This window comes from Martelella sp. UBA3392, assembly GCF_002358775.1.
Lineage (GTDB): Bacteria > Pseudomonadota > Alphaproteobacteria > Rhizobiales > Rhizobiaceae > Martelella > Martelella mediterranea.
In genome coordinates, this window is record NZ_DEPM01000121.1 from 1 (window position 1) to 16478 (window position 16478).

At 61.2% G+C, this 16478-nt stretch carries 13 protein-coding genes and 1 pseudogene; 5 read left to right on the top strand and 9 right to left on the bottom strand.

Annotated features, from left to right (window positions below; all coding sequences use genetic code 11):
• Positions 1 to 131: 131 nt before the first annotated feature.
• On the bottom strand, positions 132 to 2246 hold the full coding sequence (locus B4E36_RS08860) for a GumC family protein (protein WP_345900252.1): 2115 nt from the start codon (positions 2244 to 2246) through the stop codon (positions 132 to 134).
• Positions 2247 to 2807: 561 nt separating this feature from the next.
• Entirely contained in the window at positions 2808 to 3806 is a 999-nt protein-coding gene (locus B4E36_RS08865) for a glycosyltransferase (protein WP_345900253.1), read from the bottom strand.
• Between the two features lie 489 nt (positions 3807 to 4295).
• Here B4E36_RS08865 and B4E36_RS08870 point away from each other — a divergent pair, with 489 nt between their 5' ends.
• Positions 4296 to 5597 carry a glycosyltransferase gene (locus B4E36_RS08870; RefSeq protein ID WP_292059981.1) on the top strand — a complete coding sequence of 434 codons (1302 nt, stop codon included), beginning with the start codon at positions 4296 to 4298 and terminating at the stop codon, positions 5595 to 5597.
• A 101-nt stretch (positions 5598 to 5698) separates the two neighbouring features.
• Here B4E36_RS08870 and cysQ read toward each other — a convergent pair whose 3' ends face one another.
• The 3 genes from cysQ to cysD are packed head-to-tail and all read right to left on the bottom strand — an operon-like array spanning position 5699 to position 9290.
• Positions 5699 to 6493 (bottom strand): 3'(2'),5'-bisphosphate nucleotidase CysQ, encoded by a 795-nt coding sequence (cysQ, locus tag B4E36_RS08875; protein ID WP_292060000.1) that lies wholly within the window; start codon positions 6491 to 6493, stop codon positions 5699 to 5701.
• A gap of 5 nt (positions 6494 to 6498) precedes the next feature.
• Positions 6499 to 8391, bottom strand: coding sequence for a sulfate adenylyltransferase subunit CysN (gene cysN, locus B4E36_RS08880; protein WP_292059983.1), 1893 nt, complete (start codon positions 8389 to 8391; stop codon positions 6499 to 6501).
• Entirely contained in the window at positions 8391 to 9290 is a 900-nt protein-coding gene (cysD, locus tag B4E36_RS08885) for a sulfate adenylyltransferase subunit CysD (protein ID WP_292059985.1), read from the bottom strand. The genes cysN and cysD overlap by 1 nt, the downstream gene beginning before the upstream one ends.
• A gap of 299 nt (positions 9291 to 9589) precedes the next feature.
• Here cysD and B4E36_RS08890 point away from each other — a divergent pair, with 299 nt between their 5' ends.
• From B4E36_RS08890 to B4E36_RS08905, 4 genes are all read left to right on the top strand, one after another.
• A complete protein-coding gene (locus tag B4E36_RS08890; protein WP_292059987.1) occupies positions 9590 to 10588 on the top strand; it encodes a TRAP transporter substrate-binding protein in 999 nt (332 codons plus the stop codon).
• Positions 10589 to 10658: 70 nt separating this feature from the next.
• Positions 10659 to 11162 (top strand): TRAP transporter small permease, encoded by a 504-nt coding sequence (locus B4E36_RS08895; RefSeq protein ID WP_292059989.1) that lies wholly within the window; start codon positions 10659 to 10661, stop codon positions 11160 to 11162.
• Entirely contained in the window at positions 11159 to 12424 is a 1266-nt protein-coding gene (locus B4E36_RS08900; protein ID WP_292059991.1) for a TRAP transporter large permease, read from the top strand. The genes B4E36_RS08895 and B4E36_RS08900 overlap by 4 nt, the downstream gene beginning before the upstream one ends.
• A 111-nt stretch (positions 12425 to 12535) precedes the next feature.
• The gene (locus B4E36_RS08905) at positions 12536 to 13231 is read left to right on the top strand and encodes a Crp/Fnr family transcriptional regulator (protein ID WP_292059994.1); all 696 of its coding nucleotides are present in this window, start codon (positions 12536 to 12538) and stop codon (positions 13229 to 13231) included.
• A gap of 48 nt (positions 13232 to 13279) precedes the next feature.
• Here the strand turns inward: B4E36_RS08905 and trpA are convergent, their stop codons facing one another.
• From trpA to B4E36_RS08925, 4 genes and pseudogenes are all read right to left on the bottom strand, one after another.
• A complete protein-coding gene (trpA, locus tag B4E36_RS08910; RefSeq protein WP_345900254.1) occupies positions 13280 to 14113 on the bottom strand; it encodes a tryptophan synthase subunit alpha in 834 nt (277 codons plus the stop codon).
• A 1-nt stretch (position 14114) separates the two neighbouring features.
• Positions 14115 to 15302 carry a tryptophan synthase subunit beta gene (gene trpB, locus B4E36_RS08915; RefSeq protein ID WP_292051873.1) on the bottom strand — a complete coding sequence of 396 codons (1188 nt, stop codon included), beginning with the start codon at positions 15300 to 15302 and terminating at the stop codon, positions 14115 to 14117.
• Between the two features lies 1 nt (position 15303).
• Entirely contained in the window at positions 15304 to 16236 is a 933-nt protein-coding gene (locus tag B4E36_RS08920; RefSeq protein ID WP_292051876.1) for an ABC transporter permease, read from the bottom strand.
• Positions 16233 to 16478 (bottom strand): annotated as a pseudogene (locus B4E36_RS08925) (sugar ABC transporter ATP-binding protein); the annotation flags it as partial. The pseudogene B4E36_RS08925 and the gene B4E36_RS08920, both read right to left, overlap by 4 nt.

Consider the following 16478-nt stretch of genomic DNA (forward strand, 5'->3'; position numbering starts at 1 on the left):
ACCGAAAGAGCACGAGCTTGCGTCGAATTTATGGAACGGTGGTGCAGGAAGGCACAGCGGCGAAAGGTTTTTTCGCTGTGCAACACGGGCTGGCAAGAGCCCAGCCCCTGGCCTTCCGGGCCGCGACTGCGCTAGTCGTCGTCCGTATCGTAATATTTGTCGCCGTAATGGGCGGCATAGCCATAGCCATAGCCGTAGTTGTAGCCATACCGCTTGAATCCATTCGGATCGATCTGGTTCAGTACGAGCCCCTCGATCTTGCCTTCCTCGAACGAACGGACCGCTTCCTCGACCTGGTGATGGTGGGTCGAATCCCATTTGACGACGAAGAGGATGGCATCGACAAACTGGCTGAGAACACGTGCATCGGGCACGATCAGCACCGGCGGCGCGTCGACGATGATGAAGTCATACTTTGACCGGGCCTCGCGAAGCAGCTCATCCATCTTCCTCGATGAAAGAACATCGGCCGCATTTTTCGGCGAGCGCTCGCCAAACAGAACGTCGAGCTCCAGGTCTTCACTGTGGAAAACGGTTTCCTCCAGGGTCTGCTTTCCCGAAAGCACGGAAATCAGACCGGCATCGGTTCTGGAATTGCCGAAATACTGCCGGAAGGTCAGCCGCCGCAGATCGCCTTCGATCAGAAGAACCTTCTTGCCCATGCTTACAAAATTGAGCGACAGAGCGATACTGCTTGTCGTTTTTCCCTCGCCGGGGATGGAGGACGAAAGCATGATCACCTGCGGCGGCTTGTCGAGATTGGCAAGCACAACCGACGTTCTGAGATTGCGTATCGCCTCGGCAAATGGTGAGGTCGAATGCGTTTGAAGATAGTGGAAGAGATCGCTCCGGTGTTTCGCCGGCACCAGAGGCAACATGCCGACGACCGGCAGACCAGCGAGCTCCTCGAGTTCCTGCGATGTCTTGAAGGTTCTGTTCCGCATCTCCAGCAGCAGACTGAGCAGGCCGCCGAAAACAAGCCCCACAAGACCGGCAAGAAGGACGATCCGCTTCTTGGACGGCTCGCTCGCATTCTCGGGAACGACGGCATAGGAAAGAATGACGCTGTCCGCCTGCTGTATCCCCTGCTGAGCGGAGGTCTCCTTGAGACGTGCCAGGAAATATTCGTAAAGTGTCCGGTTGGCTTCCGCTTCCCGCGTCAACTGCTCCAGCTCGAGATAGGCCGCGCTTTCGGTCTGAATCTTTCTCTCGAGCGCTGCCTCCGCGGTCTCCAGAGAGGCAAGCTGGCTCTTGAGTTCGGCCGCGTCCCTGCGGCGATCGACGAGCAGGGTCTCCAGTCTCGCTTCAAAACGCGCGGCATCTCCTCTATTGCGAGGCGCGGTGGCCGAGAGATCGATGAGCGTCGGGTCCCCCAGCAGAACAGCTTTGTCTTCAAAAGACGACGCCTGCTCGAGATTCGCGAACAAGGCATCGGAAGCCTCGACCCTCTGGCGCGTCTCGGTGATGCGATCGCGGATCGACTTCAATTGCCGCTCCAGCCCGCTCAACACTTCCGGCGTGGTCAACGGCGTATCGGTCTTGAACTGTTTCACGGAATTTTCGGACTTTTCGAGCGCGACCTTCAGTTCGGCGACGCGTTCGCTCAGCCAGTCGATGGCATCGACCGTCGCGCCGCGTTTGACATCGATCTGGCGCTGCACATACTGCTCGGCGATTGAGTCGGCGATCAGCGCCGCTTTTTCAGGATCCTCTGAACTCACGGTTATCCTGAAGGTGGTGGTGTCGGGAACCACGGTTGCCGTGAACTGGTTCAACAAGGCGCTCACCACCCGGTCCCGCGTCCTGTCCGGCCCAGGGGCCCCGACGTCGGAATCGGACCCTTTTGGCAACAAGCTCCTGATATAGGCGACAAATCTTGAAAACGACGTCGGCTCTCTCAAAGCCGCGTTGAATTCCGGGTCGGCCATCAGATCGAGACTATCGACAACGTTTCCGATCAGAATACGCGACCTGATCACCTCGATTTCGGATTGCAGGGCGACATCGTCCGTTCCGAGCTGCGCAAGGACGCTCGGTATATCGATAATGTTCTCCGCCTGACCGCTCACCATCGTGACTGACGTTGCCCGATAGATCGGCGTCGTCATCCTGAAGGCGTAATACCCGCCCGCCAGAACGAACAGGATGAGTATCACCGCAATCAGTAACTTCCGCCTCCAGAATATAGAAAATATCTTCTGGAGATCGATATCGTCATTTTCAGTATTGATTTTGCTGTTCAGCATGTCGCTCAAATACTCAGGTGTAAAATGTTCTGGTCATGCCCTCAGCCGATCCCGCATTTTTTAGACGCAGCCTTTCCCGGTATGAGCCGACCGGGCGATAGACCAAGCGGTCCGACCAGTCAAGCTCCCGACCATGAACGCCGCGACCTGCAGCATTCCTGCGCGCATCGGCCTGATTGAAAAATACTTTGAACGGAAGACAAGAGCGCGTTATGGCGGCGTGGAAGCTTGCTCGCCAGGCCAACCCCTTTCGGCCTGCCTCGCAAAGCTTGCTGGAAGGTTCAGAGGCCAAGATCGGGCCAGAACAATAGACATCCGGGAAGAACCGAAACACCCGCATCACGCGCAACGCCCGGAAAATCGGCGACCGCCGGAAAGCGGTGGTGCGGCTTGGCCAAGCTTGATCAAAATAGTTTCCCGTCAAAACCAGAATTCATAGTCTCTGAAAATGCCGGAAAGCGCAAGCTGCCAGCGGCTGTTCGTCTTCACGTGTTCGTGCCATCCGGACGCCGGGGACAATGCCCCGTGTCCGGCCATATCCCGGCTTGCCGCAAGGTTCGATCAAAGATCTTTCCTATGGGACAGCCTCTTGTGGTGCGCCAAGTGGAAGTTAAACCTGTGGCCGGACTGAGGGCGAAGGGCGGCCGTGATGCGGGCGCCGAACTGGTAGGTCGCCACGAAAAGGGTGGCAAAAAACACCAGGAGGAGAGCGGCCATCGCCGGCTTGTTCCAGAACAAGACCCCGGCGATCGCAGGCGCGGTGAACATCGGCGCGAGGATGACCGTCGTCATTGGATTGCTGATATGCCGCGCATTCCGGCCCAGGACACTGATCTCAAGCGCGCGCATGACCAATTGATGAAAATGCAATCGGTCCGGCTGGTCGGCGGGGCGCCCGGCAATGCGGCGGCGGAAGATGGCGAGCATGGTGTCCGCGATCGGCCAGAAGAATATCAGCAGCAATGCCCACGGGGTCAGGTCCGGAACGAAGTTCAGTATCAGGAACGCAAGCCAGGCGAGAACGTGACCGATGCCGTAAGCGCCGGCATCTCCCAGGAAAATCTTGCCCAGCGGAAAGTTGAAGACAAGAAAGCCGAGCAGCGCGCCCATGACGACGGCGCACCAGGCGCTGACCTCGAACAAACCGTTTTGTGCGGCAATAGCCGCAAGCGAAGCCGCAACGACGACAGCGATGAGGCCGGAAAGTCCGTTGACGCCATCCACCAGATTGAAAGCGTTGCAGATACCGGCTCCGCCGAAAATGGTTATGGCCATCGCAAACGGCGCGAACATCAAAATCGCGCCTATCAGCGGAATGTCGGTTCTCGGGATCCAGAGCTTGAACAGCAGGATGGCAAGCAAGGATGATATCGCGGCGGCGAGCAGACGATCGCGCGGCGATACGTTAAATCCGAGATCCTCCGCCAGACCGGCGAGAAACACCGGCATAAGCGAAGGGAGCAGCAACCAGAGATTATGGTTTCCGGTATCGGGTATAAGCACGCCGAACGACACGAGCGCGACAAGAATGGCGCCCCCGCCGATTCTCGGCGTCGGCACCCGGTGTGCGCTCTGAACGGCCGCAGTGTCCCTGCGACGGTCCGAAAATCTGAGATGAAACTTTCGAGTCGACAAAATGAGAGCGCAAACCGCTGCCGAAACGACGAACGCAGACACTAGCGCTTGAAAAAAATACCCACTCATGAATGGTGGCACCCCTGAAAGAAACAATGGCTGACCAGGCCGTTCAAACTTAATCAATCAATTAAAATAGAATACAATCGTGAATTGCGCTCCAAAAATTCGGACCACATTACAACTTTAAATGTAACCACGTAAAAATTGCAAGCAAAATGCAATCAAGATACTGTTAAATTACCATATGGCTGCACTTCGTCAACAGAGACTTCATGTTTTATTGGGTCAACGAAATCTGCGCGGTTTGATTCTGCGCGGCTTGATAGAGCGACCTGTTCGATCCCGCAATCTGAGCATGCACGGCAAGCCCAGCCCTTGCGGCGGCGTTCGTGTGAAGAGGAGTGATGGCAATTGACGCCCAGCAAGGTTCTCATCTGCACCTATGGCACCCGTGGGGACGTGGAGCCCTTCCTGGCCCTGGCCCATGGCCTGAAAGAGGCCGGCTTCGATGTCGCGCTTGCGACCTCATCCCGCTTCCGCGCGTTTGTTGAAAGTCATGGCGTCGCTGTTTTCCCGATGTCCGACACTTCTCTTGCCGCCCTTGAATCCCCGGACGGCAAGACCATGCTCGAAGGCGATTCCGGCCTATTGCCACGCATCACAGCCGGCATTCGACTATCAAGACGATCCGGCGCCATCCAGGACGGTCTGATGCGCGAAACCTTTGCTGCCGCCATCGATTTCCCTCCTGACCTCATCGTCTTCAACGCCAAGCTTTTTGCGGCCCCGCATGTGGCCGAGAAACTCGGCGTTCCGGCCTTTCTGGGAATGCTCCAGCCCATGCTCGTGCCGACAGCCGCCTTCCCGGCCATGGGCCTGCCAAACCTTCCGCTCCCCGGCTACAACCGCTTCACCTATGTGCTTGTCCGAAAATCCATCGGCTCCTTTCGCCGTCGCTTGAACCGGTTTCGCCACGAGGTTCTCGACCTGCCGCCGGTGCGGAACGGAAGCGCGGTCCTGTTTCCGCCCGGCGCCGGCAATATCGGCGTACTGCACGCCTACAGCTCCGGCGTCCTGCCGCGCCCAAGGGATTGGCCGGAGAGCGCGCGCGTCACCGGCTACTGGCGGTTCGATGACGGTCGGGATTACACGCCGCCGCCGGACCTGGCCGCTTTTCTCGATCGCGGAGAGCCGCCGGTTTTCATCGGATTCGGAAGCATGCCGAGCGGTGACGCCAGGGCGCTCGCAAGGCTGTCGGCGGCGGCCCTGCGCAAGGCGGGCCGCCGAGGCGTCATCGCGAAGGGGTGGGCCGGGTTGGAAGTGGAAGGCAGCGACGATATCATAGCCATACCGCCTGTTCCCTATGCTTGGCTTTTCCCGCGCATGGCGGCGGTTGTCCATCACGGCGGCGCGGGAACGACGGCGGAAGGGTTTCACGCCGGCGTTCCCTGCGTGATATGTCCGTTTTTCGGCGACCAGCGAGGCTGGGCACAATTGAGCGCCGCACTTGGCGTCGGCGTCCCCCCCTTGCCCCGCAGGCGTCTGACGGAAGACAGCCTGGCAGCAGCCATCACGGAAGCGGTGACGAACACGCGTCTGCGCGGCAATGCGGAAAACCTGGCGGCGCGTCTGCGCCGGGAGAACGGCGTCAAAACCGCCGTGGAGATCATAACGCAGACTTTGAGCGATCCGCGACGAGGCGAGACGGTCTGATGATGAACTGATCGGAAAAGGAGGCTCCAAGCAGCAGCCTGCGCTTCAAACCAGCTCCGCGCGACGGGGCCGCGCGGTCACTCATCTCAGATCGGCCGCGGTCAAGAGCGGGAAGGCAGATGCGCCCATCCGATAAAGGGCGGATTGGCGAAATCGCTGTCGGTATCCTGCCGAGTCTTGCCATAAGCGAAGGCGGTGCTGTCGGCACATTCGGTCGTGCCGCCTGCGGCGCGCAAGACCGCGTCGCCGGCGGCGGTATCCCATTCCATGGTGCGCCCGAAACGCGGATAGACATCGGCAACGCCTTCCGCGAGAAGGCAGAATTTCAGCGAAGAGCCCACCGAGGTGAAATCGGACACGCCGATCTTCCGCATGAAATCCTCGGTCTCCGGACTGTTGTGCGATCGGCTGGCCACCGCGGTCAGAACCTCGCCCCTGGGGCGGCATCTGATCGCGTCGGATCGTGCGACGACGCCATCGGTCACGATCAGCTTCTCGGCGCCGCCGGCGATGGTGCGGTAGGCCACGCCCTTGGCCGGCGCGTAGACGATTCCGGCAACCGGCACGCCGTTTTCAACGAGCGCGATATTGACGGTGAAATCCTCGCGCCTGTTGATGAATTCCTTCGTCCCGTCGAGCGGATCGACCAGGAAGAAGGCCTTGCCGGTGATATCGGGAACCACGCCGGCGGCAACGCTTTCCTCGGCGATCACCGGAATGTCGGGAAACGCGCGGGCGAGATGGGCGAGAATGATCGCCTCTGCCTGCTCGTCGGCTGCCGTCACCGGCGACTGGTCGTCCTTGTAGGACACGTCGATGCCGTTTTCGTAGATCGACATGATCGCCTTGCCCGCTTCAAGCGCCGCATCGAGGAAGACCTGCTGCATATCGGCCATGGCGCTCACTCGCCCGTCTCCCGGCTCGCGAGGAACGTCTCGATCCGGCTCGCCAGTTCAAACGGGTCGTGACCGACGGTGTGAAGATGGAGATCGGGATTCTCCGGCGCTTCGTAAGGCGACGTTATACCGGTGAAGTTTTCGATCTCGCCGGCCCGCGCCTTCTTGTAAAGCCCTTTCGGGTCACGTTCGGCGCAGACTTCGATCGGTGTATCGATGAAAATCTCGATGAACTCGCCATCATCCATCATCTCGCGCGCCAGCCGCCGCTCGGAGCGGAACGGGGAGATGAACGACACCAGCACGATCAGCCCGGCATCGGCCATGAGCTTGGCCACCTCCGCCACGCGGCGGATATTCTCGACCCGGTCTTCGGCCGTGAAGCCGAGATCGCGGTTGAGGCCGTGGCGGACATTATCGCCGTCGAGCAGGTAGGTATGCCTGCCCTTGGCATGAAGGATTTTCTCCAGCGCGTTGGCAACCGTCGATTTGCCCGATCCCGAAAGCCCGGTGAACCAGAGCACCGCCGGCGTCTGTGTCTTCAGGGCGGCATGCGCCTTCTTGTTGACTTCGACGGCCTGCCAGTGAACATTCTGCGCCCGGCGCAGCGCGAAATCGATCATGCCCGCGCCAACGGTCTTGTTGGAGATCCGGTCGATGATCACGAAATTGCCGGTGGTGCGGTTATCCGCATAGGCATCGAACACGATCGGGGCCTGAGTGGAGATGTTGCACACCCCGACCTCGTTCATGTGGAGCGCCTTGGCCGCCTCATGGGTAAAGCTGTTGATGTTCACCTGATATTTGAGGGCGGTTACCGTTGCCGGCGTCTGGTCCGCCTCGGTCCGCAGGATATAGGAGCGGCCGGGGATCATCGCGTCTGCATCGAACCATATGATTTTTGCCTGAAACTGGTCGGCAACATTCGGCCGCGCAGCGGGCGCCACCAGGATATTACCACGCGAGACCTCGATCTCGTCCTGGAGGGCGAGCGTTACCGCCTGCCCCGCCTCGGCACTGTCGAGATCGCCATCCATGGTCACGATCTGGCGGATCGCCGAAGTCTTTCCGGACTTGGCGACCATGACGCGATCGCCGACGGCGACCCGGCCGGAAGCGATCTGCCCGGCAAAACCGCGGAAATTGAGGTTCGGACGGGTAACAAGCTGCACCGGCATGCGGAACGGCTTTTCGGCAAGGTCGGAGGCGACCGGAACCGTCTCGAGATGGTCGAGCAGGGCCGGTCCCTCATACCACGGCATGTTCTCTGACGACAGGGTGACATTGTCGCCGTAGCGCGCCGAGATCGGGATCGGCACGATCGTCTCGAAGCCGAGATCCTTTGCAAATTCCAGATAGTCGGCGACGATCCTGTCGTAAACCTCCTGCGAATAGTCCATCAGGTCGATCTTGTTGATCGCGACCACGATATGGCGGATGCCGAGCAGCGAGGCGATGAAGGAATGCCGGCGGGTCTGCGGAAGAATGCCCTGGCGGCTGTCGACCAGCACGATGGCGAGATCGGCGGTCGAGGCGCCGGTGGCCATGTTGCGGGTATATTCCTCGTGACCGGGCGTATCGGCGACGATGAACTTGCGCCGCGCCGTGGCGAAGAACCGATAGGCGACATCGATGGTGATGCCCTGTTCGCGCTCGGATTCCAGCCCGTCGACCAGAAGCGCGAAGTCGATATCCTCGCCGGTCGTGCCGTGGCGGGCGCTGTCGCTTGCAAGCGAGGCAAGCTGGTCCTCGAAGATCAGCTTGGTATCGTAAAGCAGGCGGCCGATCAGGGTCGACTTGCCGTCGTCAACCGAACCGCAGGTCAGGAAGCGCAGCAGCGATTTCTTTTCCTGTTCGACGAGATAGGCGATCATGTCGCCGGAAACATCCTCGACCATCAGAAATACCCCTCCCGCTTCTTCTTTTCCATTGAACCGGCTTCGTCCTTGTCGATCATGCGGCCCTGACGTTCCGAGGTCCTGGCGGTCAGCATCTCGCGCACGATTGCCTGAAGATCGGCGGCATCGGATTCGACCGCGCCCGTCAGCGGATAGCATCCGAGCGTGCGGAAACGCACCATCTTCTCCGTCACGGCCTCGTCCGGGCCGATCGGCATGCGCGCATCATCGACCATGATCAGCGCGCCGTCGCGCTCGACCACCGGTCGTTTCGCGGCAAAATAAAGCGGCACGATCGGGATATTCTCCTTCATGATATACTGCCAGATATCGAGCTCGGTCCAGTTCGACAGCGGAAAGACACGGATCGACTCTCCCTTGCCGACGCGGGTATTGTAGGTCTTCCACATTTCCGGGCGCTGGTTTTTCGGATCCCAGGCATGCTGCGCATTGCGGAAGGAGAAGATGCGCTCCTTGGCCCGCGACTTTTCCTCGTCGCGCCGTGCGCCGCCGAAAGCGGCATCGAAGCCGTATTTGTCGAGCGCCTGGCGCAAGCCAACCGTCTTCCAGAGATGGGTATGAGTGCTGGAGCCGTGGTCGAAGGGATTGATGCCGGCCTCGACCGCTTCCGGATTGACGTGGACAAGAAGATCGATGCCGAGATCGTCGGCCATCTTCTGCCGGAACGCATACATCGCCTGGAACTTCCAGGTGGTGTCGACATGAAGAAACGGAAAGGGCGGCTTGGCCGGATAGAACGCCTTCATCGCCAGGTGCATCATCACCGACGAATCCTTGCCGATCGAATAGAGCATCACCGGTCTGGAAAAGCTTGCCGCGACCTCGCGGAAGATGTGAATCGATTCCGCCTCCAGTCTCTGCAAATGTGTAAGAGCCATTGAATATTCCCGATAATATGAATGAACCGAAATTCCTAAATGCGACCTATGGATAAAGGTTCGGCGGGATAAGTAAATGTCAATTTGACCATTGAGCCCGGGGTTTTTGGAAAAAAATCCTAATCCCCTGCCGACCTCTAGCGCCACCCCGGCAATATCCGGTTCCAGCCGGCTGGAGGTCCCCCGGGGTTCCAGCGGTTAACCCGAACGCCTAAATCGGGGGAACGTTAAAAAATGTACAATTTATGGTAAGCTTCGGAGCTAGACTTATTCATTGAAACAATCATCCGGGGGGATCTATGGGAATTTCTGCCCAAGGGCTGCTGACCGCCCTTGCCGTCTGCATGGCGAGCGCGGCGCAGGCCGAGCCGGTCACGCTGAAACTGGCGACCGGCGCACAGGACTCGACGATCTGGGCGAAGCAGACGCAGGCCTATGTCCAGAAGGTCGATGAGCTTTCCGGCGGTCAGGTCAAGATCGAGATATTCTACGCCGGACAGCTTGGCTCGATGGGCGACACGCTGACGAGCGCCCTGAGCGGAAGGATCGACATGTGGTCCGGATCGCTGCCGATCCTGTCCGGCATCGTCCCCGAGCTTGATACGATGATGTTCCCGTTCATGTTCGACAGTGACGAACAGACCGTGTGCGCGGTTCCCAGGCTCACCGAAACCGCCCAGGAGGCGGCGGGCAGGAAATTTCACCTGCTGACCTTTGCCCCTGTTGAGCATCAGGCCATGGTCGGCTCCGAACCGCTGTTGTCGCCCGACCTCCTGAAGGGGAAGAAAGTGCGCAGCGCCCCTTCCAGTTCCTCGATCAATTTCTTCCAGTCGATCGGCGCCACGCCCCTGCCTTTGCCGGCCGAGGACACGCCGTCGGCGGCAAGTACGCATCTGGTGGACGCGGTGAACTTCGGGCTGACCTATGCGATGGCGTCCGGGCTTACCGAGACCCTGCCCGTCTATACCCGCGCTGACGTGCTGTTCAGCCTCGGCGCGGTAATCGTGTCGCCGCGGAGTTGGGCGAAGCTCGACGATCAGCAGAAAGCCGCCCTGACCGACGCCCTGTCGGTGATGGAATTCGGCGCCAAACTGCAGGAAATCCTGGCCTTCGAAAAGGCAATGTCCGACAGGCTTACGCAAGCCGGCGGGACGATCGTCCATCTGACGCCCGACCAGCAGAAGCTTTGGGAAGATGCCGCGCGCGCCACGTGGGACAAGTCCCTCAGCGAGCTGAAAGGGGATGCCACCGGCTTTTTCGAGACCATTCAGCAAGCAAAAGCGGATTGCGGCTCATAATGCCTGAAACCAGAAACAGGAAGGCGCGCCAAACGCTACGCACCTTTCGTTTCGTTAAAAGAAAACGCTCATGATCCGCATAGTCCAGGGCTTTCTGAATGCCGTATCGACCATCGAGAAAGCCGTCGTCGTGCTGAGCTTTTCGGCCGTGCTGGCCGCCCTGTCCGTGGATGTCATCGGACGGGAGGTTTTCGCGCATGGTCTGTTCGGTTCCTCAAAGTTTGCCGTCTATGCCCTGATCCTGTGCGCCATGGCGGGTTTCGGCCTGGCAACCGCCAGCGGCGCGCATCTCAGACCCCGGTTTCTGGATTTCGTCACGCAGGGCCGCGCCGAAGCGCCCGCCCGGCGCGCAGGCCGGGTGGCCTCCGCCGCCATCCTTCTGTTTCTGGCATGGGGCGCCGTCGACATGGTGTCCTTTTCCCGCATGATCGGGGAGCGCGACCTGACTCTGGGCTGGCTGGTCTGGCCGGTGCAGACGATCCTGCCCGTGGCCTTTGTGCTCTCCGCCCTGCGCCATCTGATCTATGCGGCCTTTCCTGAACTGGCCCCTGTCGAACGGGAACAGCCGGAATGATGGCCCTGCTTCTTCTCGGGGTCGCGATCCTGCTTCTGATCCTTCGGGTCGAGCTGGTGCTGATCCTGATGTTCGTCGCGGGCGCCGCCCAACTCATCTGGGGCGGCGGCGCGCTCGAATATTTCCTGCAGGACATGTGGGCGACGATGGATCGCGAACTGTTGCTGTCCGTGCCTCTCTTCATCCTGGTCGGCGCGGTGATGGGTCGCGGCAGCATCGCCGAACGGCTGGTGGCGGTCATGTCCGCCCTCACCCGCCCCATTTCCGGCGGTCTGGCGGTGGCCACGATCCTGTCATGCGCGGTGTTTTCTGCGATTTCCGGCTCCTCCATCGTCACCATGCTGGCGGTGGGCTCGGTGCTGTATCCGGCGCTGACCGCAAACGGCTACTCGAAATCCTTCGCGATCGGGGCGCTTTGCGCGGGCGGTACGCTGGGCATCATCATCCCGCCCTCCCTGCCGATGATTCTTTACGGCGTCGTCACCGACACCAATATCTCGAACCTGTTCCTGGCCGGGATCGGGCCGGGGCTGCTGCTGACCGGCGTATTTTCGGCCTATGCCATGGCGCGCAACTGGTCCGTGCCGCGCCAGCGGTTCAGCATGAGCGATCTGGGAGAAGCCATTTTCCGGGGCATACCCGCCCTGCTGATGCCGATCATTCTGCTCGGCGGGATTTACAGCGGCTACTACTCCCCCACCGAAGCGGCCGCCGTGGCGCTTCTCTACGCGCTTGTCGTCGAGATGCTGTTCTTCCGCGAGCTGAAATCCCGAGACTATATCGAGATATGCGTGAAATCGGCGAAGCTGGTGGGCGCGCTCTTCCCCCTGATCGCCGTTGCCGTCTCGCTGAACCTGCTGCTTGCCGAACACCGCATCCCGAACCAGATCATTGCCTTCATGACGGAGCATGTGCACAACGAGACCGTGTTCCTGCTGCTGACCAATGTGATGCTGCTGCTGATCGGCTGTTTCATGGATAAGGCGTCGGCCATCGCGATCACGGCGCCGCTCCTGAAGCCGCTGGCCCAGGCCTATGGCGTCGACAACACGCATCTCGGCGTGATCATCGTTTTGAACCTCGAAATCGGCATTCTCACGCCGCCGCTCGGGCTGAACCTGATCGTCGCGATGACGGCGTTCAAGGAAAATTTCGGCTTGGTCTGCCGCGCCGCCATACCTTTCGTGCTTTTGATGATCCTGTGCCTTCTGCTGGTGACCTTCCAGCCATGGATAGCGATGGCGCTGGTCGGTTCGCGGTAACAATTCATCTCCAGCCGGGCTGTCGCGGCCCGAGGAATATCAATTGCAGCATTGTACGGATTGTATCTATTGTTACAGTCTCCCTCCAGCAAGCATCGAGGGAGTACGATCATGGCAGAGAGTGTTGCCCGGCTTTTCGAGGAATTCGGCGATTCGCACCAGTTTCTGAACGGCATGACCGCCGAACAGAAACAGCAGCTGGTGACGATGTCCTCGGTGAGAACGCTCACCAACCGTCAGGTGATCGCCACGCTGGATGCCCCCGCCGACGGGATTTATTTCATCGTGCGCGGTAGCATCAGGCTTGAGAACATCGGTGAAAACGGAGACCGGTTTCTGTCTGGGGATTTGCTGGCCGGCGACGTTTTCGGGTTCCTGTCCGTAATCGACGGCAATCCCCCGGATCACTTCGCCTCCTCGCACGGCCGGAGCACGACCGTTTTCGTTCCGGCCGGCCAGTTCCGCAATTTCATCTACTCCGACATCGGTCTGACCAGGGCGATGCTGGAGATCGTGTGCCGGCGGCTGCGCATGTCGCTGATAACCCTCAACCGCTTCGCGCCCGGCAGCCTGACTGCCCGGGTCGTACGCTGTCTGTTGACCTATGTCGACCAGCGCGGCTTCCGGTCGGAAAAACCGGGGCGAACACAGATCGCTGTCAACCAGTACGATATCGCGGCAATGCTCTCCGTTTCCCGGCAAAGCGTCCACCGCGTCCTCAAGGACCTCGAAGCGAGCGGCATACTGGTGATCGGATATAACGCCATCGATATCACCGACCTGCAGAAATTGAGAGCGCTTCATTAGGGTTGCAATCGCGCGCCAAACACACCTCGCATTGGACGGACCGGCCCTTCAGATCGCCGCCCGGAACGCCGCCAATTTCTCGGCAACCCGGCTCTGAAAGGCCGGATCGGAAAGCGGAATCTCCTGCTCCAGCGCGACAAACGCGTCGATCAGCGCGGTGGCGACGATGACGCCGTCGGCCACGCTTGCGACACCCGCTGCCATCTCCGGCGTCTTGACGCCGAAGCCGACCATGACGGGGAGTCGGACCTGCCGGCGGCAGCGTTCCACCGCTTCGGCAATCGCATCCTGCGAGGCCGAGGGGCCGCCGGTGGGGCCGACGACGGGTATGCAGTAGAGAAAACCACCGAGCCCCGGCTGCTCCACGGCAAAATCCTTTGCCTCCAGCGTCGGCGCGGCCAGCGGGATCATGTAAAGCCCGTGGCGGGCGAGCGCCTTCAGCAGGTCTCCGGCCTCGCGCAAGGGAAGGTCGGCGGCGATGATGCCGTCGATCCCGGCCTCGGCCGCTTTTTGCGCGAACCGCTCATAACCGAGCGCGATGATCGGGTTGGCATAGCCCATCAGCACCAGCGGCGTCGTGTCATCCTCCTTCCGGAAGGCGGTGCAAAGCTCAAACGTTTTCGAAAGATTGCCGCCGGCGGCAAGCGCGCGCCGGTTCGCCTTCTGGATCGTCGCGCCATCGAGGATCGGGTCGGAAAACGGATAGCCGATCTCGATCAGGTCGATGCCGGCTTTTACGAATGTCTTCAGCCGTGCGAGGCTTTCCTCGAAGGTCGGATCGCCGCCCACCGTGAAGGTCGCGAATGCCGTTCGCTTTTCCTTTCTGAGGCGGGCGAACATGGCGTCGATGCGGTTTTCGCGTTTGTCGGTCTTTCGCGCCATGTCAGTCATCCTGCCAGAGAATATCGATGTCCTTGTCGCCCGAGGAGGGCGCCATCACCACGACCGCCTCATGCGGTTCCATGGTGCGGGCCACATGCTCGGCGGCGGCAAGCGCGTGTCCCGCCTCCAGGCAGAGCAGAACGCCCTCGGTTTCGGCAAGCCGACGCACGGCACCGCGCGCCTCGCTATCCGTCACTGAAACGGTCTCGACGCGGCGGCGGTGGACGAGATCGGCAAGCTGCGGCGCGGAGCCCGGATAGGCGAGCCCCGGCGCAATCGAGGCGGCCGGCAATATCTGCCCCTCCGCGTCGGAGAGAACCAGCGTCTCCGCCCCATGGAAGATGCCGCGCTGGCCATGCGAGAGCCTTGCGGCGTGGAGCGCGCCCGGCTCTCCGGTGCCCGCCGCTTCCACTGCGACCAACCGGATCGCGAGGTCATCGACGAAGGACGAGAACAGGCCGATGGTCGAGGAGCCGCCGCCGACGGCGGAAAACACCCCCGCCGGAAAAATGCCGCCCTCGATGAGCTGAAGGCGGGTTTCCTTGCCGATCACCGACTGGAAGGCCGCGACCATCTCGGGATAAGGATGCGGGCCGATCGGCGCGCCGGCGAGATAGGCATCGGTGTCGGAATGGCCCATCCAGTGGCGGATCGCGGCGCTGGTGGCGGCACTCAGCGCCCGGTCGGCATCGTCGACGATCTCGAGCTTCGCACCGAAAAGGCGCATCTTCTTCACCGCCGCCGCCTGCTGCGCGGCATCGCGCGTGCCCATATAGATGGTGCAGCCCATGCCGAAACGCGCGGCGGTGGCCGCCGCCGCGATGCCATTCTGCCCCGAGCCGGTGTCGGTGACGACGGCGGAAAGCCCCATGCGCTTTGCCAGCAGGCACTGGCCGACCGCCGAATTGGCGTAATTGCCGCCATTGAAGGTCAGGTCGTCGCGCTTGAGCACGATCCGCGCCCCGCCGGCGCGCGCCGGAAAGGCCGGTATATCGAACAGCGGCGTCGGGCGACCGACGAAGCGGTTGAGCAGGAAAGTGAGTTCCGTGTGGAAGGTCGGATCCGACCAGGCCTCGCGGAACGCCGCCTCCAGCCTGTCGAGCACCGGAAGCAGAACGGGCGCGACGAACTGGCCCCCGAACGTGCCGTAGCGGCCCGGGCGCGCTTCCCGCTTTTGCATGCGTGCCATCTCAGCCTCTTTCCTTTCCGGCGCGGCGCACGAGCACGGCGGCGAGAATGATGGTTCCGGTGATGATATCCTGCAGGAAGGTGGAGACACCGAGAATGGTGAGCCCGTTGCCGATGACGGCGATGATCGCCGCCCCCACCAGCGTGCCCGGCACATTGGCCTCGCCCTCGCGAAACGCGGTCATGCCGAGGAACACGGCCGCATAGGCCGACAGCAGATAGCCGCCGCCGCCCGTCGGGCCCGCCGAGCCGATGCGCGCGGTGAGCAGAATGCCGACAAGCGCGGAAAACACGGCGGAAACCACAAAGGCGAACATGGTGTTGGAAACGATCCTAACACCCGCAAGCCTTGCTGCCTCGCGATTGCCGCCAATCGCGTAGAGCCGACGTCCGATCTCGAACTTGTCGAGGATCAGCCAGGCCAGGATCGCAATGCCGATCAGCCACCAGGTCAGCGTCGGCAGGCCGAGCGTGCGGCCGCGACCGATATCGCGGAAGGCAGCCGGTATATCGCCGAACAGCGTTGCGCCCTCGCTCAGCCAGAAGGTAATGCCGCCGACAATCGTGCCGACCGCGAGCGTGGCGATGAAGGACAGAACCTCGAAGCGCGCGACCACGAAGCCGGAGACCATGCCGAAGACGGAAGCCGCCGCCAGCACGATGACGCAGGCGAGCGGCGCCGGCACGCCGGCCTTGAACAGGACCACCACGAAAATCCCGCCGAAGGACACGATCGAGGCGGTCGAAAGATCGAACTCGCCGACCGCCATGACCACGGTCGCGCCGATGGCGACAATGGCGAGCAGGGTCATCTGCTGGGTGATGTTGATCAGGTTGTTCGCCGAGCCGAAGGCGTTCGGAGACGCGATCGAGAAGGCGATAATGATGACGACAAGCGCGGCAAGCGTGCCGTAACGTCTGACAAGGCCGGTCATGCAGCGGGGTCTTTCCGTGATTGATGTTGAAAGGCGGCGTCGATAATGCGCTCGGGCGTGAGCGCCTCGCCGGCAAGTTCCGCAGTCACCTCGCCCCCGGCCATCACGAGAACGCGGGCGGAAAGCGCCAGCAGTTCGTCCATGTCCGAGGTCGTCATCAGCACCGCCGCGCCCTCATCGGCGAAACGGCGCGCTACCGCGTGGATTTCCGCCTTGGCGCCGACATCGACGCCGCGCGTCGG